This window comes from Pseudosporangium ferrugineum (genome assembly GCF_003002065.1).
GTDB lineage: Bacteria > Actinomycetota > Actinomycetes > Mycobacteriales > Micromonosporaceae > Actinoplanes > Actinoplanes ferrugineus_A.
Window position 1 is genome coordinate 45,129 of sequence record NZ_PVZG01000011.1, and the last position, 24,907, is coordinate 70,035.

The following is a 24,907-nucleotide window of genomic DNA, read 5'->3' on the forward strand; positions in this document are numbered from 1 at the left end:
TGACGCCAGGCACCTTCCCGCCGAAGCTCGGCGGCCTTGCCATGTCTGCCCGCTCACGCGGGTCTTCGTGCCTGTCCGTCCGGCCCGTGCGGCCGTTCCGACCCACCTGCCCGGCGCGGATCCCGCCCTCGGGTCAGCGGCCCGCCCACCCGTGCGGGCCGTTGCGGCGGACGTCCGGTCGCACCCCGGCCGTTCCACCGCCCGCTCGTCGCTGAGCGGGCCTGCCCGTGGCCCGCCCGGTCGGAGCGGGCTCCGCTCGACGTCGGCCCGCTGTCAGCGAGCCTTCTTCGTGGCCCGCTTGCGCGGCGGGGTGAGCAGATCCGCGATGGTCGCGATCGCGGTCGGCACCAGGCGGTAGTACGCCCACACGCCACGCTTCTCCCGCTCGAGCAGTCCCGCCTCGGTCAAGATCCGCAGATGGTGACTCACGGTCGGCTGCGACAGCCCGAGCGGCGCGGTGAGGTCGCAGACGCAGGCCTCACCGTCCGTAGCGGACTGAATGAGGCTGAGCAGCCGGAGCCGGGCGGGGTCCGCGAGTGCCTTGAGCACCCCGGCCAACCGCTCCGCATCCGCACGTTCAATAGGCTCGCCGGCCAGCGGCGAGATCTGAGGCATTGTCATTTCCGCCAACGCAGTTCCCACGATCTCCATCCTTCCACCAACTGCATCGATTCTCCTGCATGTGCGCAGGAACGAACCGGCTGACTTTCAGGCCGTAAGGCCGAAGTCGATCGAACGGTAGGCCGATCGGTACGTCTGTCCGGCACCCCGCACGGCAGCGTCCGCACCCCGATCGACCATTCCCCCGACACCGACTTCGGTCTCTGCCTCCTGCAACGCCTCAGCCGCCGTCTGGTCGCTGCCCATCGTCGTCGAGCTCCTCGATCCCCGCCCCCGGAGTGAGCCGCCCCACATTTCGATGTCGCGATCAGTACGGCCGCCGCCCGGCCCCCGCCCGTTCGCCGGGACCGCCGTGTACTGCACCGTCACACGGCGGGGTCGCCCACCGCAGTCGTCTTCACGACCCGATGAAAGCACGGCACAACGCTGCGCGACGGGCAATTCAGTGATGAATTTACGCAGGTCGTGATGGGCTTCCATGACATCGAGCGTACTGGCTGCACGAAAACTGGAACGTTCTGCCCTGGCGGGGCGGAAAGGAACTATTGACCCTCGGCTAAACCTCGTCGTAACAGGAAATATTGTTAACTGAACCACCGGCCACGACCCCTTTGCTGCAGGCATAGATGCAGCTCAAAGCACATATGCCCACCTCGGTTCCCAAGGCCCGAGACAACGACGGTCATCAACTGAGTACGCACTGACACCGATGTCATACCGGCAGTTCTGCCCGTCCTCGGGGAAAGCCCGTCCGGACAGCGCCGTCGAACGGACCCTCGTCGCTCAACGGTACCCGTTCGGGTGACGCACATCCGTCGATGTCGTCTACCCCGTCAGCTGGACGGACGCGTCCCGGAACCCTCGTCGGGAGGCTGCGGGGCGGGGGTGGCGCCGGCGGCGTCGGGCGTGGCCGGGAAGTCACCCGCGGGCGGCGCCGTCCACGGCGAACCCGAGGCGGGCTCCGCAACGGACGGTGAGGCGGCCGGGGCGGCAGGGGAAACCGGAGGCGTCGGTTCGGCGGCCGGCTCGGCAACGGAGGGTGAAGATTCGGGGGCGACGGGCGCGGCCCACGGGCTCGGCTCGCCCGGGTTCTCCACCGGGGGCGTCACGGCGGGGGCGGACGGGTAGGGGGCTCCGTACATCGGCTGGGGCGGGTAGCCACCCTGAGGCGGCCCGTACGCGCCGGGCGGGCCGTACTGGGCGGGCGGGTAGGAGCCGGGCGCACCGTAGCCCTGAGGAGCTCCGTAACCGGGCGGAGGCCCATAGCCCGGCGGAGGCCCATAGCCGGGCGGGGGCGCGTAGCCCGGCGGAGGCGCGTAGCCCGGGGGAGGTGCTTGACCGGGGGTCGCCGACCGGCCCTGCTCGGTCGCCCTGCCGAAGAAGGCTCGCGGGGCCGTCAGCAGGAGCAGGGCCACCACCGCGTACCCGATCATCTGGGCCACGCTCAGGCCGACGTTCAACCCGATCCACGGCCCCGGGTACGCGTCCGACAGCGCCGCCCCCACCGAACCGGGCAGGGAATTCCAGCCCTCCTGCGCCACCATCGTCAGGGTCGCCGCACCACCGGCCAGGAGACCCAGCACACACACGACCAGGGTGGCGATGCGTACGCCGTTGCTGCCGCGGCGCAGCCCCAGGGCGAGCACGACGTACAGGGCGAAGAGGAGCACCGCCAGGACGGCGCCGACGGCCGCGCTGATCCACACCACGGTCACGTACCCGTCGACGTCGGGACGGTCGCCCGCCGCCTGCCGGAACCGGTCGACCGTGCCGGGCGCGACGGCGAGCGTGGCCACCGCGTACCCGAGTCCCACCACCGCCATGACCAGCAGCAGGACGGACGCGAACGCGACCGGGACCGGCCGGCGTGGCGTCGCGGCGGGCGCGGGACCGGCCGCGGCGGCCGGGTGCTGCACTGCGTACGACATTCAGGTCTCCCGGGTGATCCGTTGCGGACGAACCTACCTGGACGCGCGACGCGCCGCCGGGCTTACCCGGCGGCGCGCGAGAGCACTGCTGTCAGGACGGATCGGTGGGCTGCTGGCCGGGCTGCTCAGGCGGCGAGTCCGGCCCGGCCTCCGGCGCCGGCGGCGCATCCCGCTCGGATGCCGGCGGCGCATCCCGATCGGGCCCGGACGCCGGCGGCGCATCCCGATCGGCGGGCGCGTCCGGCGAGGAGGACGGTGAGGGGGACGGCGACGGTGGGGCCTGCGGTGTCGGCACGCTCCACGGATCGGTCGCCGGCACGCTCCCGGTGTGCGGCGCCTGATCGGACGGCCCCGGCGGCGGCGTGACCGGCGGTGGCGTCGACGGCTCCGCGGTCCCCGGGTACGGCGGGTACGACGCCGGCGCCGGATACGGCGGCTGACCCGGCTGCGGATACCCGACCGGCGGGTAGCCCGGCGCCGGATAGCCGGGCTGCCCCGGGTACGGGTACGGCATCGACGGGTCCCAGGTCGCCTGCGGCTTGCGGAAATACGCGTTCGCCGCGGGCAGCACGAGCAGGATCAGCGCCGCCAGCATGGCGAGCACCAGGACAACCGTCAGCGTCGTCGTGATCGGTGTGTACCACGACGGGAGGGCGTCGGAGAGTCGCTGCTCGATCTCGCGCGCGCTCGGCCCGGTGGTGCTGCCCGTGTCGAGGTTCATGCCGCTGGTCGCCGCGTTGCCGATCAGGCCGAAGCCGTTGCAGCACAGGAAGATGCCGCCGATCACCCACGTGGTGATCCGGGAACCCTGGCGGCCCCGGCCGTTGAACAGGCCGAGGATCACCAGCCCGACCGCGAACAGGACGTTGATCGCCACGCCGACCACGCTGACGCCGACGATGATGTTCTCCAGCCCGCTGTCCGCGGTGTCCGCGTAGAGGTCGCGGTAGACGTCGGAGATCGTGCTGATGGTGGTGAGCGACAACAGCGCGCTGACGACCGACGCGGCGGCGCTGAAATACAGCAGGTACGACGACACGGTGACGACCGTGGGGCGTGAACTCGGTGCCGGTGCTCCCGGATACATCGGCGCTCCCTCCTAGATCCACACACGGTAACGGGCGGCTGCCAGAATCGACGATCCGCCGGTACAAGATCCGCAACTGTGGCAATATCGCCCGACATAGGACGAAATCGGATGAAACAGGTCGCTCGTTCGAGGGGGCGACAGGAGTCGATCCCGACCCATACACTTCCATCCCGTGGCGCGCCGCAGGCAACTGAGTCCCTCGGCGCCGCCCTGTGCCCGACCGGGTCGCCGCCCCCGCTCCTTCCTCGCCGGGGCCCAGGCAGACCGGATCAGGGCGCCTTCCCGATTGCGCAGGCCGCGTGTCCACACCGCGGCCGCCCCAGACCCCGTAAGGACCGGTGAGTCCCATGCCGCACGCAGACACCCTGACCGTCGTTCACCATGACGACACCCGTACCCGTTACACCGACGTCCGGTACCAGCTCCACCGCGACGGGATCAGGATCTGGTCCGACGAGGGCGAGCACGCCCTCACGGACATCCTCATGACCCACGCCTACCGCCAGCGGGAGGCCCGGGCCAGCTGACAGCGAAGGGCCCCGAGGAAACTCGGGGCCCTTCGTCATGAGCGGGCGTCACGCACGGGCGACGCGCAGCCCGTCCTTCTGATCTCTCAGGTCGACCACGACCGTGTCGCCGTCGACGATCTCCCCGGCCAGCAGCGCCTTGGCCAGCGAGTCACCGATCGCCGACTGGACCAGCCGGCGCAGCGGCCGCGCACCGTAGATCGGGTCGTAGCCGTGCTCGCCGAGCCAGTGCACCGCCGCCTCGGTGACGTCGAGGCTGAGCCGCCGGTCGGCGAGCCGGCTGCGCAGGCGGCCGAGCTGGATGTCCACGATGGCCGCGAGGTCCTGGGCGGTCAGCGCGTGGAACACCACGATGTCGTCGAGCCGGTTGAGGAATTCCGGCTTGAAATGCGAGCGCACGGTCGCCATGACCTCCTCGCGCCGCTCCTCCTCGCCGAGGGTGAAGTCGGAGATGACCGACGAACCCAGGTTCGAGGTGAGCACCAGGATCGCGTTGCGGAAGTCGACCGTACGGCCCTGGCCGTCGGTGAGCCGGCCGTCGTCGAGCACCTGGAGCAGCACGTCGAAGACGTCCGGGTGGGCCTTCTCCACCTCGTCCAGCAGCACCACGCTGTACGGCCGCCGCCGCACCGCCTCGGTGAGCTGTCCACCCTCCTCGTAGCCGACGTACCCGGGCGGGGCGCCGACGAGGCGGGCGACGGAGTGCTTCTCGCCGTACTCGCTCATGTCGATGCGGACCATGGCGCGCTCGTCGTCGAAGAGGAAGCCCGCGAGCGCCTTGGCCAGCTCGGTCTTGCCGACGCCGGTGGGCCCGAGGAACAGGAAGCTGCCGGTGGGGCGGTCCGGGTCGGCGACGCCCGCGCGGGCCCGCCGTACGGCTCCGGAGACGGCCGCGACCGCCTCGGCCTGACCGACCACCTTGGCCTGCAGCGACTCCTCCATGCGCAGCAGCTTGGCGGTCTCGCCCTCCATCATCCGGCCGGCCGGGATGCCGGTCCACGACGCGATGACCTCGGCGATGTCGTCGGCGCCGACCTCCTCCTTGACCATCGGCGGCTCGGTCTTCTCGTCCTCCGCCGCGGCCGCGGTCTCCAGCTCCCGCTCCAGCGCCGGGATCTCCTGGTATTGCAGGCGGGACGCCCGCTCCCAGTCGGCCTCGCGCTGGGCGCGTTCGAGCTCGGCCCGGGTCTCGTCGAGCTTCTTCTTCAGCTCGCCGACCCGGTTGAGGCCGCCGCGCTCGCGCTCCCAGCGGGCGTTGAGGGCGGTCAGCTCCTCCTCGCGGTCGGCGAGGTCGCGTTCCAGCCGCTCCAGCCGGGCCACCGAGGCGGGGTCGGTCTCCTTCTCCAGCGCGAGCTTCTCGACGCGCATCCGGTCGACCTGCCGCTGGAGCTGGTCGAGCTCCACCGGCCGCGAGTCGATCTCCATGCGCAGCCGCGACGCGGCCTCGTCGATCAGGTCGATGGCCTTGTCCGGCAGGAACCGGTCGCTGATGTAGCGGTCCGAGAGGGCCGCGGCGGCGACCAGCGCGGCGTCGGTGATCTGCACCCGGTGGTGGGCCTCGTAGCGGCCCTTGAGCCCGCGCAGGATGCCGATGGTGTCCTCGACGGTCGGCTCCCCGACCACGACCGGCTGGAAGCGGCGCTCCAGGGCCGGGTCCTTCTCGATGTGCTCCCGGTACTCGTCGAGGGTGGTGGCGCCGACCATGCGCAGCTCGCCGCGGGCCAGCATGGGCTTGAGCATGTTGCCCGCGTCCATCGAGCCCTCGCCCTTGCCGGCACCGACGACGGTGTGCAGCTCGTCGAGGAAGGTGACGACCTGGCCGTTGGAGTTGCGGATCTCCTCGAGCACGCTCTTGAGGCGCTCCTCGAACTGGCCGCGGTACTGCGCGCCGGCCACCATCGCGCCGAGGTCGAGCGAGACGAGCTTCTTGTCGCGCAGCGTCTCCGGCACGTCGCCGGCCACGATGCGCTGGGCCAGGCCCTCGACGATCGCGGTCTTGCCGACGCCGGGCTCCCCGATCAGCACCGGGTTGTTCTTCGTACGCCGGGAGAGCACCTGCACCACGCGACGGATCTCGGCGTCCCGCCCGATGACGGGGTCGATCTTGCCCTCGCGTGCCAGCGCCGTCAGGTCGACGCTGTACTTCTCCAGCGCCTTGTACGTCTGCTCGGGATCCTGGTTGGTGACCCGGCGGTCGCCGCCGCGCACCGACGGGAAGGCCGCGACGAGCGTCTCCTCGGTGGCGCCGACGTCGCGCAGGACCTTGCCGACCGGGCCACCGACCCGGGCCAGGCCGGCCAGGAGGTGCTCGGTGGAGATGTACTCGTCGCCGAGCGGCTTGGCGATCAGCTCGGCCTCACCGATGGCGTTGACGAACTCCCGCGACAGGCTGGGCTCGGCGGTGCTGGAGCCGCGCGCGGAGGGCTGCTGCTCGACGGTCCGGGCCGCGGCGCGGCGAACGTCGGCCGGGTTGGCGCCGACGGCGCGCAGCAGGGCCGGCGCGGTGGACCCGCCGGTGTCCAGCAGGGAGAGGAGCAGGTGCCACGGCTCGACGGTGGCGTGCCCGCGCTGGTTGGCGTCGGCGACCGCACCGGTGATGACGTCGCGGCTCTTGGTGGTAAGGCGTTCGGCGTTCATGAGCTCCCCTGATCGGATCTTCCAAGAGATGCAGCATCCGCGTGGATCAGCGATCTGAGACTTGAGTCTATTCCGCTCAACTCTAGGTCGGCGAGTCCATACCCGGAAAGAGACGTCCGTTACCGCGATATCCGGCGGCGGACGCCCGCCGCGGCCCGTAACGTCCGACGTATGGCCCCCGGAACCGTGCGGCATACGCCGCGGCTCACTCGCGCGCTCTTCCCCCTGGGCCTGCTCTTCCTCGCGGTCGGCATCTCCACCGCGCTGGTCATGCCCTTCCTCTCGCTCTTCCTGAGCACCGACGTCGAGGCCGGCCCGCTGAAGGTGACCGTCTTCCTGATCGTCGCGCCGCTCTCCGGGGTGCTCGGCTCGACCGTGGTCGGGCGGCTGTCCGACCGCGGCCCGGTGCGGCGCCTGCTGCTCATCGGCGGAGCGCTGGCCGGGATGGCCGGCTGCGCTCTGACGGCGGTCGTGCGCGACTACTGGATCCTGCTCGGCCTGACCGTCACCGCCCTCGCCGTCGCCAACTCACTCTTCCCGCAATCCTTCGCGTACGCCCGGCAGGTGCTCGAACGCGACGCCCCCGACCGGGCCGCCATGGGCATCAGCGGGCTGCGGACGGTCTTCTCGCTGGCCTGGGTCGCCGGGCCGCCGCTGGCCGCGTTCCTGCTCGCGACGGGCGGCTTCACCTGGGTCTACGGCGGCGCCGCGATCATGTACGGGCTCGCCGCGGTGGTCGGCATCTGCTGGCTGGACGAGGTCGGGGCGCCCGCGGCGGCGCCGGCCACGGACGATGCCGGGGCCGTCGACGCGCCCGATGCCGCCCGCTGGACGCTGCTGCTCACGGCCGCCGCGTTCACCCTGATGCAGACCCCGCTCACCCTGGCCGTGCAAGCTCTGCCGCTGTTCATCCGTACGGACCTGGGCGGCGAGGTCTCCGACGCGGGACTGGTGCTGGGTCTCTGCGCGGCGCTGGAGATTCCCCTGATGCTCGGGCTGGGCGTGCTCTCCACCCGGCTGCCGCTGCGGTTGCTGCTGTTCGCGGGGGCCGGGTGCGGGGCCGCGTACTACGCGCTGACCGCGGTCGCCACGAGCGTGTGGGTGCTGGTCGGGGCGCAGGTCCTCAACGCGTTGTTCATCGCGGCCGTGTCCGGGCTGGGCATCACCTACATGCAGGACATGCTGCCGCGGCATCCCGGGCGGGCCACCACGCTCTTCACCAACTCGTTCCCGCTGGGCGCGATGCTCGCCGGGCCGCTGTTCGGGGTCGCGCAGCACTTCGGTTACCGGCTCGCGTACGTGATCTGCACCGCTCTCTGCCTCGCCGGTCTGGCACTGCTGACCGTGGTTCGCCCCGGCACCGGTTACCGTGGATCGCGTGCGCGTACGGGTAGAACAGACTCCACTTCCGGGTATCGGCGTCCGTCATGACCTGGTGACGTCCTCCGGGCGTACGGTCGGCGTGGTCTCGCACCGCAACGGCCGTCGCGACCTGGTGCTGTACGACGTGGACGACCCCGACGCGTGCCTCGCCGCGATACCGCTCACCGACGACGAGGCGGAGGCCCTGGCCGACGTCCTCGGCGCGTCCCTCATGCTCGGCCAGCTCTCCGGCCTGCGTCAGCAGGCGGCCGGACTGCTCACCGAGCAGATCGCCCTGCCCGCCGGCTCCCCGTTCGTGGGCCGGCAGCTCGGCGACACCCGGGCCCGCACCCGGACGAGCGCGTCGATCGTGGCCGTGCTGCGCGACCGGGAGGTCATCGCCTCCCCCGGCCCGTCCTTCGTCTTCGAGGCGAACGACGTGGTGGTCGCGGTCGGCACCCGGCACGGCCTGGACGGCGTCACCGCCATCCTCGCCGGCGATACCCGCGACTGAGGCGCCGGTGCACAGCACGACGATCCTTCTGATCGAGGTCGGCGCGCTTCTCTTCGCGCTCGGCATGCTGGGCCGGCTCGGCCGCCGCATCGGGCTCTCGCCCATCCCGCTCTACCTGCTCGCCGGGCTCGCGTTCGGGCACGGCGGTCTCCTCCCGCTCCAGGCGAGCGAGGAGTTCATCGAGATCGGCGCCGAGATCGGCGTCATCCTGCTGCTGGTGATGCTCGGGCTGGAGTATTCGGCGACCGAGCTCGTCGGCAACCTGCGCTCGGCCGCCCCCGCCGGGCTGATCGACGCCCTGTTCAACGCCCTGCCCGGGGCCGGCTTCGCGCTGCTGCTCGGCTGGGGCTGGGAGGCGGCGCTGGTGCTGGCGGGCATCACCTGGGTCTCGTCGTCCGGCGTGATCGCGAAGGTCCTCGGCGACCTCGGCCGGCTCGGTAACCGCGAGACGCCGGTGATCCTGTCCGTGCTCGTCATCGAGGACCTCGCGATGGCGTTCTACCTGCCGCTGGTCACCGCGGTGCTGGCCGGCGTCGGGCTGATCGGCGGGGCGAAGGCGCTGGCCGTCGCGGTGCTCACCGTGGTCGCCGTCCTCGTCGTGGCGATCCGGTACGGCCACGCCATCTCCAGCTTCGTGTCGGTCAAGGACGCCGAGGCGCTGCTGCTGAGCGTCCTGGGCCTGACCCTGTTCGTCGCCGGGGTGGCCGCCGAGCTCAAGGTCTCCGCCGCGGTCGGCGCGTTCCTGGTCGGCATCGCCCTGTCCGGGCAGGTGGCGCACAGCGCGGTGCAGATGCTGTCGCCGCTGCGGGACCTGTTCGCCGCGGTCTTCTTCGTGTTCTTCGGCCTCTCCACCGATCCGGCCGCGATGCCGGGGGTGCTGCTGCCGGCGCTGGGCCTGGCCGTGCTGACGATGCTCACCAAGGTGCTGACCGGCGTCCTCGCCGCGCGACGGGCCGGCATCGCGCTGCCCGGTCAGATCCGTACCGGCCTCGCCCTGATGCCCCGCGGTGAGTTCTCGATCGTCATCGCCGGGCTCGCCGTGGCCTCCGGCGTCGAGCCGGAACTGGCCCCCGTGGCGACCGCGTACGTGCTGATCACCGTGGTCAGCGGGCCCCTGCTGGCGCGCCTGCCCGATTACGCCTGGTTCAAGACTTTGGTACGCCGGCGGATGGCGCTGCGCCATCCGGCCGGTCCGCTGCCCGCAACCGACTGACCTGCACCGGGGCCAGGCAGCTCAAAGCTACCGGCCAGTATCCGAAAGTGATACTTCATCACTTCCGCCGGAGTGTTCCCACGCGCTACCGTGTCGCCGCGACAACATCGAGTTACAGGGTGACCAGCGACACGCCGGACTTGAGGGGGCTCTCCGGCGCAGGCGCGGGCCCTCTGCCGGAGGAGGACGGCGGAAATGACCCATCGTGACGAGGCGGCATCGTGAGCGTGCGCGAGTCGACGTTCTTCGGATTCGCCAACCCGGTCGACCCGAGGCCGGAGGAGTTGCAGGCGTGGGCCTACCACCCGGAGGCCGTGCCGCTCGACGCCATGCCGTCGGACTGGGACCTGCTGATCTCCGGTGACGTGCTGGCACCGACCCTCTTCGAGCTGGCCATGGACCGGCAGTGCCCGGCCCGGCGGTTCGCGCAGCACTGCATGTACATCTACGCCGCCGACGGCGTACGCCCCAACGCGTCGTCGCAGCGCAAGCGCCGGCTGAAGAAGTACGTGGAACGCGCGGAGGAGGTCGGCGACGAGCCGATGTCCATCTGGGCGCACAACTGCCGGGTGCTGATGACCCGCCCCGAGCTCTTCGACTACGAGGACTGGATCGAGGGCGGCCTGGTCCGCCACCCCCGCCGCCTCGCCATGTTCGGCCGCCGCTGACACTCCGCCCGCCGGCTCACCGCACGCCGCCGGCGCTCCGCCCGCCGGCTTCCCGCAAGCCGCCGCATTTCCGGCCGCCGCTGACGCTCAGCGGCGGCCGTCCTCGTCATCGCTCGCCGGAACGCCGCGGGCGCCACACCACCAGCGCGGTCGAGGCCGGCTCCCGGCGCACCAGGTCGCGCCCCGGGTACGGCCCCACCGACTCGAGCTGGGCGATCCGCTGGTACGCGGCCTCCAACTGCGCCTCCAGCTCGGCGACCCGCTCCTGGAGCTCGCCCGCCAGCTGCTCGAGCCCGATGATCCGCTTGATGCCGGCCAGGTTGACGCCCTCCTCCTGGCTCAGCTTCTGCACCTCGCGCAGCAGGGCGACGTCACGCTCGCTGTAGCGGCGCCCGCCACCACCGGCCCGGCCGGGCTGCACCAGGCCGAGCCGGTCGTACTGGCGCAGCGTCTGCGGGTGCATCCCGGCCAGCTTCGCCGCGACGGAGATGATCAGTACCTTCGCGTCGGAGGCCTGCTCCATCGAGATGCTGATCTCTTCATACATGCGCCACCTCCCGAAGGTTCACCGTCATCCCCGGCGCAGCCGGGCCTCGATCCGGCCGCGTTCCGGCGTCGGCGTCAGCTTCGCGAAGCGCTCGAGCGCCTCCCTGGCCTCGTCCGACACCCCGGCCGGGACCTGCACCTCGATGGTGACGAGCAGATCCCCCGCCTGTCCATCGCGACGTTGCACGCCCTTGCCCCGGGCCCGCAACGTCCGGCCGCTGGGGGTGCCCGGCGGCACCCGCAGGGTCACCGGCGTGTCCAGGGTCGGCACGCGCAGGTCGGTCCCGAGCACCGCCTCCGCGAAACTGATCGGCACGGTGAGCGTGATGTCGTCGCCGGTGCGGCCGAACAGCTCGTCCGGGCGTACCCGGACCTGGACGTAGAGGTCGCCCGCGGGCCCGCCCTTCTCGCCGGGCTCGCCGCGGCCGCTCAGCCGGATCCGCTGACCGTCGGCGACGCCGGCGGGAAAGCGGACGTTGATCGTGCGGTTCTTGGTGACCCCGCCGGTGCCGCGGCACTCCGGGCACTTCTCGTCCACGATGCTGCCGGCACCCTGGCACTCCCGGCACGGCTCGGAGAAGCTGAACGACCCCTGGTTGCGAGAGATCAGTCCGGAGCCGTGGCACTGCGGGCAGGTCCGCGGCACGGTGCCCGGCTTGGCGCCGTTGCCGTGGCACGTGTCGCACACCCCGGGCGAGCGCAGGGTCAGGGGCAGCGTCGTGCCCTTCACCGCGTGCGCGAAGTCGAGCGTCACCTCGGCCTCGACGTCCCGGCCGCGCTGCGGGCCCCGGCGTCCTCCGGTGCCCGCACCCCCGCCCGAGAAGATCGAGCTGAAGATGTCCGAGAAGCCGGCACCGCCGAACCGCCGGTCGCCGGCACCGCCGCCGGCGCCCGCGCCGGCCCCGGAGAACCCGCCGAACAGGTCCGACGGGTCGAACTGACCGCTGCCGCCGGCCCGGGCACCACGACGGAACGCGCCCGAGCCGAACAGGGAGCGCATCTCGTCGTACTCTTTGCGCTTCCGGTCGTCGGAGAGCACGTCGTACGCCTCGGACGCGGCCTTGAACCGGTCCTCGGCGTCCTTGTTCCCGGGGTTGTGGTCGGGGTGGTTCTCCCGGGCCAGCTTCCGGTACGCCTTCTTGATCTCGTCGGCGGTGGCGGACTTGCCCACCCCGAGAACGGCGTAGAAGTCCTTCTCCAGCCAGTCCTTCGAACTCATCCTGCCCACCTCCTCCAGCGGGTGCGACGACTCCCGCCCACCGGCCGGTGGGCGGGACGGGACATCGTCACTCCGGATCGGCGACCGCGACCATGGCCGGCCGCAGCAACCGTTCGCCGAGCGTGTAGCCGCGGCGCATGACCTCGACGCAGCTCGGCTCGGTGACGTCGGCCGACGTCAGGTGGGCCACCGCCTCGTGGCGGGTGGGGTCGAACGGGTCGCCCTTCTCGCCGAACGCGACGAGCCCGAGCTTGCCGACCACCGCGCCGAGCGATTCGGCCACCGCGGCGAACGGGCCGACCAGGTCGCCGTGCTCGCGGGCCCGGTCGATGTCGTCGAGCACCGGCAGCAGCGCGGTGAGCACCGCGCCGGTCGTCTGCTCGGCGGCCGCGCTGCGGTCCCGGTCGACGCGCTTGCGGTAGTTCGCGTACTCGGCGGTCACCCGCTGCAGGTCGCGCGTGCGCTCCTCCAGCTCGGTCCGCAGGGCCTCGAGCTCCGCACCGAGACCCGGCGTGGGGATCGTCTCGTCCTCGGGTTCCTCGGCGGCGCGGTGCGCGCCACCCCTGGTCTCCTGGGACTCCTCGGCCTCCTTGGTCACCGTGGTGTCCTTACCCTTCACGTCGATCTTGCGGCGATCGCGGATGACGACGCGCTCGGTCGCCTGACCGTCGTTCTCGTCGTCCGCGCGGCTCACTTCTTGTCGTCCTCGACGATCTCGGCGTCGACGACGTCATCGGCGCCACCCTGCGGGCCGGCGCTCGCACCGGCCGCGCCGCCGGGCGCGCCCTGGGTGCCGTCCGGGCCGGGGGTGTCCTGCGTGCCGTCCTGCTGCTGCTGCGCGTACAGCAGGGAACCGGCCTGCTGAGAGACGGTGGCCAGCTTCTCGTGAGCGGTCTTGATCTTCTCGATGTCGCTGCCGCCCAGCGCGCCGCGCAGGTCGCCCAGCGCCTCGCTGATCTGGTTGCGCGAGTCCTCGGGCAGCTTGTCGCCGCTCTCGGCGAGGAACTTCTCGGTCTGCCACTGAAGCTGCTCGGCGAGGTTGCGCGTCTCCGCGTCCTCCTTGCGCTTCTTGTCCTCGTCGGCGTGGTCCTGAGCGTCGCGCATCATGCGCTCGATGTCGTCCTTCGGCAGCGCGGAGCCGCCGGTGATCGTCATCTTCTGCTCCTTGCCGGTGCCCAGGTCCTTCGCGTGCACGTTCACGATGCCGTTGGCGTCGATGTCGAAGGTGACCTCGATCTGCGGCACGTTGCGCGGCGCCGGGGGCAGGCCGGTCAGCTCGAAGGTGCCGAGCTTCTTGTTGTACGCCGCGATCTCACGCTCGCCCTGGAAGACCTGGATCAGCACGGACGGCTGGTTGTCGTCGGCCGTGGTGAAGACCTCGGAGCGCTTGGTCGGGATCGTGGTGTTGCGCTCGATGAGCTTGGTGAAGATGCCGCCCTTGGTCTCGATGCCCAGCGACAGCGGGGTCACGTCGAGCAGCAGGACGTCCTTGACCTCACCCTTGAGCACACCGGCCTGCAGGGCGGCGCCGACGGCGACGACCTCGTCCGGGTTCACGCCCTTGTTGGCGTCCCGGCCGGTCAGCGACTTGACCAGGTCGGCCACGGCGGGCATGCGGGTGGAGCCGCCGACCAGGATGACGTGGTCGACGTCGGAGACCTTGACGCCGGCGTCCTTGATCGCCTGCTCGAACGGGCCCTTGCAGCGGTCGAGCAGGTCCTGCGTCATGCGCTGGAACTCGGCGCGGCTCAGGCTCATGTCGAGGTGCAGCGGGCCGGACGGGCCGGCGGTGATGTACGGCAGGTTGATGCTGGTGGTGGTCGCCGCGGACAGCTCGATCTTGGCCTTCTCGGCGGCCTCCCGGAGGCGCTGGAGGGCCATCTTGTCCTGCGACAGGTCCACACCGTGCTCGCCGCGGAACGTCTTGACCAGGTGGTCGATGATCCGCTGGTCCCAGTCGTCGCCGCCGAGGTGGTTGTCACCCGAGGTCGACTTGACCTCGATGACGCCCTCGCCGAGCTCGAGCAGGGAGACGTCGAAGGTGCCGCCGCCGAGGTCGAAGACCAGGACGGTCTGCTCCTTGGAGCCCTTGTCCAGGCCGTACGCCAGCGCGGCGGCGGTGGGCTCGTTGACGATGCGGAGCACGTTGAAGCCCGCGATCTCGCCGGCCTCCTTGGTGGCCTGGCGCTGCGCGTCGTTGAAGTAGGCCGGCACGGTGATGACCGCGTCCGTGACCGTCTCGCCGAGGTACGCCTCGGAGTCGCGCTTGAGCTTCATCAACACCCGCGCCGAGATCTCCTGCGGCGTGTACTTCTTGTCGTCGATGTCGATGGACCAGTTGGTGCCGACCTCACGCTTGACCGAACGGATGGTCCGGTCGGGGTTGGTCACCGCCTGACGCTTGGCGACCTCACCCACGAGCACCTCGCCGTTGCGCGCGAAGGCGACGATGGACGGGGTCGTCCGAGCACCCTCCGCGTTGGCGACGACGGTGGGCTCGCCTCCTTCCAGAACGCTGACGCAGGAGTTCGTGGTGCCGAGGTCGATGCCGACCGCTCGTGCCATGTTGCTTCCTCGCTTCTGACCAGGCTTGTAAAGCTGTGCGGTACTCAAGTTGAGTGGACCGGACTCAATGATGCCACGGGATCACCAGACTGCAAGTCGAAGTTGAGTCAACCCGGCGCAAGTTGAGTGCCGAAGGTTCCCGTCCGGTCACGACGGGTGGGGTACCTGTTGTCTGCGATGGATAGATCGGGCACGCTTTACCCGTGACGACGCACGGTGACGCGGTCGGTCCGTCGGCCACGCCCGCCGTAGCCGACGGACCGCCCGAAAAAGCCAAGGCCAACGGTGGTCCGGCCAGGTCCTCCGGATTTTCCGGTACGCCCACAGCCTCCCCGAACGCAGCACCCCACGAGCCGGAATCGATGGCAGACAAAGGCGAACCCGAGGAACGAGGCACTACCGCGCCCTCCGAGCCCCCGGAGGCGCCGGCGGCTCCCACCGACGCGCCCGACACCGTGACCACCGACACCGTGCCACCCGAGCCCGAGCCCGCCTCGCCCTCATCCCCAGCCTCCGAATCGCCCGACGTCGAGGAGCCGGAGCCGGAAGCGAAACCCGAGGCCGAGCCCGACGCCGAGCCCGCCGAGCCCGAGACCGAGCCCGTTGCCGCCGCCGAGCCGGACACCGAGCCCGTTGCCGCCGAGCCGGACACCGAGCCCACCACCGAGCCGGTCGCCGTCGCTGAGCCCGACATCGAGCCCGTCACGGAACCCGTCGCCATCGACGAGGAGCCCGAGACCGAGGCTGTTGCTGCCGCTGAACCCGAGCCCGAGCCCGAGCCCGAGCCCGCTGGACCGCCTGCCACGCCGCAGTGGCCGCCGGCCAGCGCCTCCACCACCGGCAACATCGTCACCACCCAGAGCCGCCCCGCCACGCTCGACGACCTGTCCGCGCGTCCCACGGCCGAGCCGAGGCCGGAGAGCGCTCCCGCCCGGCCGGTGCGGCTGGCGGCCCAGCCCGGGCCGCCCACCGAACCACCCGCCGCCCTCGGCCGGCTCGCCACGGCCCTGTCGCAGCTCCGCGCGGCGATCGGCGGCACCACGTACCCGCTCGTCATGCCGTCGGCCGACGAGGCCGGGCGGGTCGGCGCCGCGCTCGTCTCGCAGCTGGACGACTACCTGCTGCCCCGGCTGGCCCGGCTCGACGCCCCGCTGCTGGTGGTCGTCGGCGGTTCCACCGGCGCGGGCAAGTCCACGCTGGTCAACAGCCTGGTGCGGGCCCCCGTCAGCACCGCGGGCGTACTGCGCCCCACGACCCGCTCGCCGGTGCTGGTCAGCCACCCCGCCGACGCCTCCTGGTTCCGCCAGGGCGAACTGCTGCCGGGGCTGACGCGTACGGCGGAGTCCAGTGCCGACCCGAAGACGCTGCAGCTCGTCTCGGCCCCCGCGCTCGGCCCGGGCCTGGCGTTCCTCGACGCGCCCGACATCGACTCGGTCGTCGACCGCAACCGGCAACTGGCGGCGCAACTGCTGGCCGCGGCGGATCTGTGGCTGTTCGTCACCACCGCCGCGCGCTATGCGGACGCCGTACCGTGGGAACTTCTGACGACGGCCCGGCTGCGCGGCACCGTGATCGCGCTGGTGCTGGACCGCGTGCCCGCGGAGGCCGCCGGCGAGATCTCCGCGCACCTGGCGGAGATGCTCACCGAGCACGACATGGGCGCGGCCCCGCTGTTCGTGCTGCCGGAGACCACCCTGGACGGTCAGGGCCTGCTCCCCGAGGACGCGACCCGGCAGCTGCACGACTGGTTCGCGCAGCTCGCGGCGGACGCCGACGCCCGCGCCACCGTGGTGCGGCAGACGCTGGACGGCGCGCTCGCCGCCCTCGGACCGGCCGTGGAGGGGCTCGCCGCCGCCGCGGACGAGCAGGCCACCGCGGCGAAGGCGCTCGACGAGCGGGTCGTCGCCGCCTACCGCAACGCCCGGCGGACCATGGAGCAGGGCCTCCAGGACGGCCGGCTGCTGCGCGGCGAGGTGCTCGCCCGCTGGCAGGAGTTCATCGGCACCGGCGAGTTCCTGCGCACCCTCGAGTCGCGGATCGGTCAGCTGCGCGACAAGGTCGTCGCCGCGGTCACCGGCCGGCCGGCCCCGGGCCGCAACCTGCAGGTCGCCCTCGAGTCGCAGCTGGTCACGCTGCTGCGCGGGGTCGCCACGGACGCCGCGGAGAGCGCGTACGCGTCGTGGCAGGCGCATCCGGCGGGCGCCGGGCTGCTGGAGCCGTCGCTGCAGAAGCCGTCACCCGACCTGCCGCAGCGGGCCGAGCGCGTGGTCCGCGACTGGCAGCAGTGGGTGCTCGAACTGGTCCGCACCGAGGCCGGCGACAAGCGCTTCGTGGCCCGCGGTGCGGCGTACGCGGTCAACGGCGTCGGGCTGGCGGTCATGATCGCGGTCTTCACCTCCACCGCGTTCATCCCGACGGGCGCGGAGGTGGCGGTGGGCGCCGGCACCACCGTGGCGGCCCAGAAGGTGCTCGAGGCGATCTTCGGCGATCAGGCCATCCGTACGCTGGCGGCCCGGGCGCGCGAGGAACTCGTGTCCCGGGTTAACGTGCTGCTCGACGCGGAGGCGGCCCGCTTCACGGACCGCACCGCCGCGGTGGGGCTCGAGCTCGAACCGGGTACCACCCTGCGGCGGGCCGCGGCCGACGTGGAGCAGGCCAGGGAGGAACTCGCGTTGACCGGTACGCCGTCATGAACCTCGCCGAGAAGGTCAAGCGCGCCTTGACCGGCGACGATCGCATCGACGCCGAGCAGCTCACCGAGCGGCTGGACGCGTTGCAGCGGTTCCTGCGCGTCACCGACCCGTACCTTCCGGACAACGACCTGGTCGCCGCGCACACGCTGGTCGAGCGCGCGGGCAGCCGGCTCGCCCTGTCCCAGGATCACACCGTGGTCGCCCTGGCCGGCAGCACCGGCAGCGGCAAGTCCAGCCTGTTCAACGCGCTGGCCCGGCTGAAACTGTCGCCGGTCGGCGTGCGCCGGCCCACCACCGGGGTGGCCCACGCCTGCGTGTGGGGGCCGCTCGAGCCCGCCAACCGCCTGCTCGACTGGGTCGGTGTGCTGCCACGCCAGCGCTTCATCCGGGAGAGCGCGCTCGACGGCGAGGACGAGGCCGCCCTGCGCGGGCTGGTCCTGCTCGACCTGCCCGACTTCGACTCGGTCGAACGCGGCCACCGGCTCGAGGTGGACCGCCTGCTCGGCCTCGTCGACCAGGTCGTGTGGGTGGTCGACCCGCAGAAGTACGGCGACCGCATCCTGCACAACGCGTACCTGCGCCAGTTCCGGTCGCACGGCGACGTCACCATCGTGGTCCTCAACCAGGCCGACCGGCTGTCACCCACCGACACCGAGCTCGTGCTGACCGACCTCAAGCGGCTGCTCGAGGAGGACGGGCTCACCGGCGTGCCGGCGATGGCCACTTCGGCGAAGCAGCCGGGCATGCTCAACGAGCTGCGCTCGGCCCTGGAGAAGACGGTCGCGGACCGGCAGGCGGCGCTGCGCCGGCTCGCCGGTGACCTCGACACGGTGGCCGAGCAGCTCGCCGCCGCCATCGGGCCGCCGGCCGCCGAGGACGAGGTCGACCGCGCCACCGTACGCCAGCTCAGCGACGCCCTCGCCGCCTCCGCGGGGGTGCCGGCGGTGGCCGAGGCCGCCGAGGGGGCGTACCGGCACCGGGCGATCGCGAGCACCGGATGGCCGCTGCTGCGCGGCGTACGGAAGCTTCGTCCTGATCCTTTGAAGCGGTTGCACATCGGCTCGGACAAGCCCACCGAGGAGACGCCGTCGCAGGAGCTCGTGCCGGTGTCCCGGACCTCCCTGCCGGAGGCCGACGCCGCGCAGAAGTCCGCGGTCGGTCTCTCGGTGCGGGCGGTGGCCGCGCGGGCCGCCGCGCCGATCCCGGACGTGTGGGCGCCGGCGCTGAACGCGGCCGCCCGCTCCAAGCTCGGCGACCTGCCCGACGCGCTCGACCGCGCGGTCGCGAAAACCGATCTGGGCATGGACCGCAAGCCGTTCTGGTGGACCGCCGTCGGCCTGCTCCAATGGCTGCTCACCATCGCCGCGGTGGCCGGCCTCGGCTGGCTCGTCGCCGGCTACGCGGTCCGCGTCCTCGGCCTGCCGGAATTCCACGATCCCAAGATCGGCCAGGTGCCGCTGCCGACGTTGCTGCTGCTCGGAGGCTTGATCCTCGGACTCCTGCTGGCCGTGCTGCTGCGCCCGATCGTCAACGTGGGCGCTCGCCGCGCCCGCCGGCGGGCCGAGCAGCGGCTGCGCGCGTCGGTCACCGAGGTCGGCCGCGAGTACGTCGTGGCGCCCGTCCGCGAGGTGCTCAACGGGTACGCCCAGGCCCGCGAGGCGCTGACCGTCGTCCGTTCGGAATAGGGCCCGGCGCCTGCCGTACCGGTAGGCTCGGCGACATGGCGGCACCTCAGAATCCGTACGACGCGGTCCTGCACGCGGCCCGCGACGTGGCGAAGCTCGGCTGCGCACTGGACGCCGAGATGCTGGGCACCGCCCTCCTCGGCAGCGTGTACGCGATAGCCACGACGGACCGCGCTACGGCGGTCCGCGACTTCGTGAGCCAGTTCCTCGCCACCACCACCCGCCGCCGCACGGCCTCCGCGACGACGATCCGCGAGGTGTTCGCCGCGCTCGTGCCCGACGCCGAGGGCGCCGCGGAGGTCCGGCGTGGAGCCCAGGCCCCCGAATGGGTCGCCCAGCTCGGCCGGGTCCGGCCGACGGGCTGCTACGCGTACGGCGATGTGTACGGCGACCAGACGTCCTACCTGGTCACCTTCGCCTACGACGACCCCGGGGACGGCGGCCTCGACCACGCGGTGGTGGCGCTCGTGGACCACAACATCGGCATCACCAAGGACGTGTTCGTGGGAGCCCCCGCGGAACGCATCCTCGGCCAGGTCCGCGAGATGTGCGCGGGCGACGAGCTGACCTGGTTCCGCGAGGAGGACCCGGGCCGCCTGCGCGCCGAGGTGGGCCGCCACCTCGAGGTGACGGACGACATCAGCGACCTCCCCCAGGACGGCAACCTGGCAACGGACCGCGCGCTGGCCACGGCCCGCCTGGCCCTGCTGCCGAAGGCGACGGTCCCCCCGCTGCCGGAGCCCCCGGAGCTGAGCGGCCCCGACCGGGAAAGACTCCTCCGCGACTTCCTCGCCTCCCCGGAAGCCCAGCGCTTCGGCCTGGACACCATCTCCGCCGACGACGAGCTGGCGTCCCTGCACTTCTGCCTCAGCCTCCTGCTGGACCATGCGGCCAGCCTCCCGGACACCGACCCGCTGCGCTGGAGCCCGGCGGTGGCAGGCCTCTTCCTCCTCGACTGGGTCCACCGCCGCGCGGTCCTCGACATGGACGACGCCGCGATGCTCCCCCGCGTGACCAGGGCCTGGTCGGCGTACGCGATGAGGAAGAAGGGCCTCCCGGAAGCCGCCACGGAACAGACGGACACGGTGGTCGAGGAAATGATCCCGGAATTCGCCCGCCTGTACGCCACAGGCGAGAAGCGAAGCCCGGCAACGGCGGCGGTGGCCCAACTGATCTCGGAAGGCGTCGACCCCAACGACCCGGACGCCATCGACGCCTGGATCGAAACCAACCGCCACCGCCTGACGGACGACTCCTGACAGCACACGCCAGAAGCCCGGCCGCGCCGTCGGCCGGACACCGCCGGGCCTCCGCGCAACGACCGCTCACGCGCGACGACCGCTCAGCTGACGGCGGTCGTCGGCGGTGGCCACCGCCGACGACCCAGGCCGCTAACGCCTGACCAACGACGCTCCGCGCACTTCCTACCGCCCCACCGCCGACGACCCAGGCCGCTAACGCCTGACCAGCGACGCTCCCCGCGCACTTCCTACCGCCCGACCGGCGACATCCGCTGGATGCGGGGTTTGTCAGCGGTGGGGGCGGTCGGGTTCGGAGTGGTGGCGGCCCGATCCGGCGCTGCGGCGCAGAGCCGCCGTGCGGTGGTCCTCGGGCCGGTGCAGGCGGCCGGCCCGGTGGCTGCCCCGGTAGGCCCGCGCGGCGAAGGACGTGTCGTCCTGCTGCCCGGCCGCCGGCTGGTGGCGGTGGCTGTTGTGCGTACGTCCGGCGGCTCGGGCGGACTTGAGATTCTGCGGGCGTTCGGACATTGCCGACCTCCGGCTCGTGACGGACCGGGCACGCTGGGCCCGGCGGTGACTGACGGTCTTCGGTTGTTCCGCAGCCGGCCGGTCATCCACAGGACTGCTGTGGACAGTCACACCCCCACGCCGCGCATCCACAGACAGCGAGTTGTGGATGACGGCAGCCCGCCGCCTATCCACAGACGGCGGCATGTGGAGGACGACAGCCCGCCGTTTATCCACAGACCGTGACCTGTGGACAGTGACAGTCCGCCGCCGGTCGTCCCGATAGCGTGATCGGTGCGTACGACGGTCGGCGTCATCGCAGTCATGACGGCCGGACCAACCCGGGCGATGGTGATGCGCCGGCCGGGACGAGCAGTGCCACCGATCCGAGCACCACGGCGGCCGAACGGGCTTCCCCGGCGGAAGCTCCGGCGAGTCGCCAGAACCCCCCGGCCCCCCATGCCCCCCGGAGTCGCCATGATCGTCCCGCCCGTTCGGATCGTCCGAACCGTGGTCGCCGTCGGAGGAATGGTTGCCGTCGGTGGGGTAGTGCGGGTCGCTTCCCGATCCCGGCCCCGGTCCCGACCCCGGCTCCGATCCCGGTCCCGGTCCCGGCTCAGCCGGTTCTGCCGGTTCGGCTGGTTCAGCCGGATCGGTCGGATCGGTCGGAGCGGTCGGAGTGCCCGGCTTCTCCGGCCGCCCTCCCGACGCCGGCGGTTCACCACCGTCGGGCTCGACCACCTTGACCGGCGCTTCCGGCTTCACGACGGGATCGGGCCCGGACCCCGGCAACGGCCGGCCCCACCCCGGCGAATGCGGCCCGGGCGCCGGCGATCCGGGCACATGCGACCCGGGGCGATCAGACCCGGCCGAAGACGCCTCCTCCCCCGCCGAGAGCCGGTCCGAACCTCCCTGGGGCCCACCCGGCCCCGGCGAGAACCGGCCCGGTGCAGCCCCGGCCCTCGACGGGCCCGGGCCCTCGTCACGTCTGCTCCCGGCGTACACCCGGATCTTGCGTTTCTGGGCCTGGCCCTGCACCGGCGCCGAGCCGGTCGCGGGCGGCGGGACCGACCCCGGGGAGACCCCCTCCGGCGGGACCATCACCGGTCCGCCCGACGGCGGTGGGATGAAGGGCACGTCCGTGACCGTCGATCCGCCGTCCGCGAGTTCCTGGGAGCCCGCCGTGATCGCCGCCAGGGTGGGCAGGGACGCGAGGCCGACGAGCATCACCACCAGGAGCACATACCGACGGGTCGGGCCGGTGAAGCCCTCCGCGCTGTACACGCCGTTCAGGCGCTTGCGCAGCACCTTGATCGGTGGCACGAGGCCGTCGTCGTTCGGCTGCTCCGGCACGGCCGGCACCCTCCCCAGAGTTTGTAGATCCACATGGATCTGTCGGCTGCTGGGGTGAACGAGGCATGCGGCGTTCGGGAGCGGTGCGCATCGGCCGTTCAGACGGAAGTGAGGGTACGAAAACCGCGAACCCGGACAAACACGGTTACCGATGATCCTGCAAGATTTCGGATCTGTGATCGACCTGACCTGTGGCGCCACTCACGTTCTCTGCGAGGATGGGGGCGACGGCACCGCCGCCGTTGCCTGCCCACCAGCAGGGCGGTGGGGGTCGTCACTCCCCGGCGGGGCGTGTGGTCCCGCCGACCAACCGCGCGGCAACCTCACCCGGGCCAGGCGCGGCGCATTAGCGGTCAGCCGCGCGGACGGGCAACACCCGCCGTGGGCGCAGAGATGAACAGGGAGACACGGATGGCGAACGACGAGAGCCAACCCGGGGCGGACGCCCCGGCCGGCGGTTTCGTTCAACTGCTGACGCCCGACGGTGAGCGCGTCGACAGCGTCACCACGGCGGAGGGCGTCACCTACTCGGTCGACTTCACCGACGACGAGTATCGCGGGCTGTACCGGGACCTCGTCACGGTCCGGCGCCTCGACACCGAGGCGACCGCCCTGCAGCGGCAGGGTGAGCTCGGCATCTGGGCGAGCCTGCTGGGCCAGGAGGCCGCGCAGGTCGGCTCCGGGCGGGCGCTGCGACCCCAGGACATGGCGTTCCCGACCTACCGCGAGCACGGCGTGCTCTACACCCGCGGCATCGACCCGATCATGCCGTTCGGCCTGTTCCGCGGCGTCGACCAGGGCGGCTGGGACCCGAACGAGTTCAAGTTCAACCTGTACACGATCGTGATCGGCTCGCAGACGCTGCACGCCACCGGCTACGCCATGGGCGTGACCATGGACGGCAAGACCGGCGGTCCCGACGGTGAGGCGGTCATCGCGTACTTCGGCGACGGCGCCACCAGCCAGGGCGAGGTCAACGAGGCGTTCGTCTGGTCCGGCGTGTTCAACGCGCCCATCGTGTTCTTCTGCCAGAACAACCAGTACGCGATCTCCGAGCCGCTCGAGCGCCAGACGCGTATCCCGCTGCACCGCCGGGCCGACGGCTACGGCTTCCCGGGCGTACGCATCGACGGCAACGACGTGCTCGCCACCTACGCGGTGACCCGGGCGGCGCTGGACAACGCGCGGCACGGCCAGGGCCCCACGCTGATCGAGGCGTACACGTACAGGATGGGCGCGCACACCAGCTCCGACGACCCGACGCGCTACCGCATCGCCAGCGAGGTCGAGTCCTGGAAGGCGAAGGACCCGATCAGCCGGCTCAAGGCGTTCCTGACCAAGCAGCAGCTGGCCGACGACACCTTCTTCACCGAGGTCGACGAGAGCGCCCGCACGCTGGCCCTCGACCTGCGCGAGCGGGTCCTCGCCATGCCGGATCCGCAGCCGGTCACGCTGTTCGACAACGTCTATCCCACCGGCTCGCCCGAGGTCGACGCGCAGCGCCGGCAGTTCGCCGAATACCAGGCGTCGTTCGAGGGGAGCGCACACTGATGGCCGAGACGATCACCCTGGGCAAGGCCCTCAACCACGGCCTGCGCCGCGCGCTCGAGAACGACTCCAAGGTCGTCATCATGGGCGAGGACGTCGGCAAGCTCGGCGGCGTGTTCCGCATCACCGACGGCCTGCAGAAGGACTTCGGCGAGGACCGCGTCATCGACACCCCGCTGGCCGAGGCCGGCATCGTCGGCACCGCGGTCGGCCTGGCCATCCGCGGCTACCGGCCGGTCTGCGAGATCCAGTTCGACGGGTTCGTGTTCCCGGCGTACAACCAGATCGTCGCGCAGGTCGCGAAGATGTACTACCGCTCGCTGGGCAACGTGCGCATCCCGATCGTCATCCGGATTCCGTACGGCGGCGGCATCGGCGCGGTCGAGCACCACTCCGAGTCGCCCGAGGCGTACTTCGCGCACACCCCCGGCCTCAAGGTCGTGACCTGCTCCAACCCGGCGGACGCGTACGCGATGATCCAGCAGTCGATCGCCTCGGACGACCCGATCGTGTTCTTCGAGCCGAAGCGGCGCTACTGGGAGAAGGGCGAGGTCGACCTGGGGCTCGACCTCGCGGGCGCGTACCCGCTGCACGCCTCCCGGATCGCGCGCCCGGGCACCGACGCGACGGTGATCGCGTACGGCCCGATGGTGCGGGTGGCCCTCGACGCCGCGTCGGCCGCGGAGGAGGACGGACGCAGCCTGGAGGTCGTCGACCTGCGTACGCTCTCCCCACTCGACCTGGCCCCGGTCTTCGAGTCGATCCGCCGCACCGGCCGGGCCGTCATCGTGCACGAGGCGCCCGGCAACGCGGGGCTGGGCGCGGAGATCGCCGCCCGGATCACCGAGGAGTGCTTCTACTCCCTGGAGGCGCCGGTGCTGCGCGTGACGGGCTTCGACGTGCCGTACCCCGCGGCCCGCCTCGAGGAGGAGTACCTCCCGGACCTGGACCGCCTCCTGGACGCCGTCGACCGCTCCTTCGGCTGGTGACGCC

General features: G+C 71.8%; 20 protein-coding genes. 10 read left to right on the top strand and 10 right to left on the bottom strand.

The features are described from left to right. Positions 1-273: 273 nt before the first annotated feature. From CLV70_RS22765 to CLV70_RS22780, 4 genes are all read right to left on the bottom strand, one after another. On the bottom strand, positions 274-651 hold the full coding sequence (locus CLV70_RS22765) for an ArsR/SmtB family transcription factor (protein ID WP_014440216.1): 378 nt from the start codon (positions 649-651) through the stop codon (positions 274-276). Positions 652-708: 57 nt separating this feature from the next. Then, entirely contained in the window at positions 709-1,101 is a 393-nt protein-coding gene (locus CLV70_RS22770; protein ID WP_106128623.1) for a hypothetical protein, read from the bottom strand. 353 nt (positions 1,102-1,454) lie between these two features. Continuing rightward, positions 1,455-2,549, bottom strand: a complete 1,095-nt coding sequence (locus CLV70_RS40460) for an FTR1 family protein (RefSeq protein WP_211303845.1) — start codon at positions 2,547-2,549, stop codon at positions 1,455-1,457. A 91-nt stretch (positions 2,550-2,640) separates the two neighbouring features. Next, on the bottom strand, positions 2,641-3,636 hold the full coding sequence (locus CLV70_RS22780) for a hypothetical protein (protein ID WP_146164126.1): 996 nt from the start codon (positions 3,634-3,636) through the stop codon (positions 2,641-2,643). A gap of 350 nt (positions 3,637-3,986) precedes the next feature. Here CLV70_RS22780 and CLV70_RS22785 point away from each other — a divergent pair, with 350 nt between their 5' ends. Next, positions 3,987-4,166, top strand: a complete 180-nt coding sequence (locus CLV70_RS22785) for a hypothetical protein (protein ID WP_106128625.1) — start codon at positions 3,987-3,989, stop codon at positions 4,164-4,166. Positions 4,167-4,214: 48 nt separating this feature from the next. On the opposite strand, the gene clpB is transcribed toward CLV70_RS22785, so the two are convergent. Further along, complete coding sequence (gene clpB, locus CLV70_RS22790) at positions 4,215-6,803, bottom strand: ATP-dependent chaperone ClpB (protein WP_106128626.1); 2,589 nt, start codon at positions 6,801-6,803, stop codon at positions 4,215-4,217. A 171-nt stretch (positions 6,804-6,974) separates the two neighbouring features. On the opposite strand from clpB, the gene CLV70_RS22795 reads away from it, so the two are divergent. The 4 genes from CLV70_RS22795 to CLV70_RS22810 all read left to right on the top strand — a co-directional run bounded on the left by CLV70_RS22795 (position 6,975) and on the right by CLV70_RS22810 (position 10,560). Continuing rightward, positions 6,975-8,234 (top strand): sugar efflux transporter, encoded by a 1,260-nt coding sequence (locus CLV70_RS22795; protein ID WP_106128627.1) that lies wholly within the window; start codon positions 6,975-6,977, stop codon positions 8,232-8,234. Beyond that, complete coding sequence (locus tag CLV70_RS22800) at positions 8,182-8,679, top strand: cation:proton antiporter regulatory subunit (RefSeq protein WP_106128825.1); 498 nt, start codon at positions 8,182-8,184, stop codon at positions 8,677-8,679. The genes CLV70_RS22795 and CLV70_RS22800 overlap by 53 nt, the downstream gene beginning before the upstream one ends. A 7-nt stretch (positions 8,680-8,686) precedes the next feature. Further along, a complete protein-coding gene (locus CLV70_RS22805; protein WP_106128628.1) occupies positions 8,687-9,892 on the top strand; it encodes a cation:proton antiporter in 1,206 nt (401 codons plus the stop codon). Positions 9,893-10,113: 221 nt separating this feature from the next. Continuing rightward, positions 10,114-10,560, top strand: coding sequence for a hypothetical protein (locus tag CLV70_RS22810; protein WP_106128629.1), 447 nt, complete (start codon positions 10,114-10,116; stop codon positions 10,558-10,560). A gap of 106 nt (positions 10,561-10,666) precedes the next feature. On the opposite strand, the gene CLV70_RS22815 is transcribed toward CLV70_RS22810, so the two are convergent. The 4 genes from CLV70_RS22815 to dnaK all read right to left on the bottom strand — a co-directional run bounded on the left by CLV70_RS22815 (position 10,667) and on the right by dnaK (position 14,890). Then, complete coding sequence (locus CLV70_RS22815; RefSeq protein WP_106128630.1) at positions 10,667-11,107, bottom strand: heat shock protein transcriptional repressor HspR; 441 nt, start codon at positions 11,105-11,107, stop codon at positions 10,667-10,669. Between the two features lie 24 nt (positions 11,108-11,131). Next, positions 11,132-12,325: a molecular chaperone DnaJ gene (gene dnaJ, locus CLV70_RS22820; RefSeq protein WP_106128631.1), complete on the bottom strand. Its 1,194-nt coding sequence runs from the start codon at positions 12,323-12,325 to the stop codon at positions 11,132-11,134. 67 nt (positions 12,326-12,392) lie between these two features. Continuing rightward, positions 12,393-13,019, bottom strand: a complete 627-nt coding sequence (gene grpE, locus CLV70_RS22825) for a nucleotide exchange factor GrpE (RefSeq protein WP_106128632.1) — start codon at positions 13,017-13,019, stop codon at positions 12,393-12,395. After that, positions 13,016-14,890, bottom strand: coding sequence for a molecular chaperone DnaK (dnaK, locus tag CLV70_RS22830; RefSeq protein WP_106128633.1), 1,875 nt, complete (start codon positions 14,888-14,890; stop codon positions 13,016-13,018). Before dnaK ends, grpE begins: the two co-directional genes overlap by 4 nt. 362 nt (positions 14,891-15,252) lie before the next feature. On the opposite strand from dnaK, the gene CLV70_RS22835 reads away from it, so the two are divergent. The 3 genes from CLV70_RS22835 to CLV70_RS22845 are packed head-to-tail and all read left to right on the top strand — an operon-like array spanning position 15,253 to position 20,527. Next, positions 15,253-17,583: an ABC transporter gene (locus CLV70_RS22835; RefSeq protein ID WP_425440199.1), complete on the top strand. Its 2,331-nt coding sequence runs from the start codon at positions 15,253-15,255 to the stop codon at positions 17,581-17,583. Then, positions 17,580-19,268: a GTPase gene (locus tag CLV70_RS22840; protein ID WP_106128634.1), complete on the top strand. Its 1,689-nt coding sequence runs from the start codon at positions 17,580-17,582 to the stop codon at positions 19,266-19,268. Before CLV70_RS22835 ends, CLV70_RS22840 begins: the two co-directional genes overlap by 4 nt. Before the next feature lie 35 nt (positions 19,269-19,303). Further along, a complete protein-coding gene (locus tag CLV70_RS22845) occupies positions 19,304-20,527 on the top strand; it encodes a hypothetical protein (protein WP_106128635.1) in 1,224 nt (407 codons plus the stop codon). A gap of 270 nt (positions 20,528-20,797) precedes the next feature. Here CLV70_RS22845 and CLV70_RS22850 read toward each other — a convergent pair whose 3' ends face one another. After that, positions 20,798-21,034, bottom strand: a complete 237-nt coding sequence (locus tag CLV70_RS22850) for a hypothetical protein (protein ID WP_106128636.1) — start codon at positions 21,032-21,034, stop codon at positions 20,798-20,800. Positions 21,035-22,777: 1,743 nt separating this feature from the next. Here CLV70_RS22850 and pdhA point away from each other — a divergent pair. Both pdhA and CLV70_RS22865 read left to right on the top strand, forming a co-directional pair. Further along, positions 22,778-23,917, top strand: coding sequence for a pyruvate dehydrogenase (acetyl-transferring) E1 component subunit alpha (gene pdhA / locus CLV70_RS22860; RefSeq protein ID WP_106128638.1), 1,140 nt, complete (start codon positions 22,778-22,780; stop codon positions 23,915-23,917). After that, entirely contained in the window at positions 23,914-24,903 is a 990-nt protein-coding gene (locus tag CLV70_RS22865; protein WP_106128639.1) for an alpha-ketoacid dehydrogenase subunit beta, read from the top strand. The genes pdhA and CLV70_RS22865 overlap by 4 nt, the downstream gene beginning before the upstream one ends. Positions 24,904-24,907: the final 4 nt, after the last annotated feature.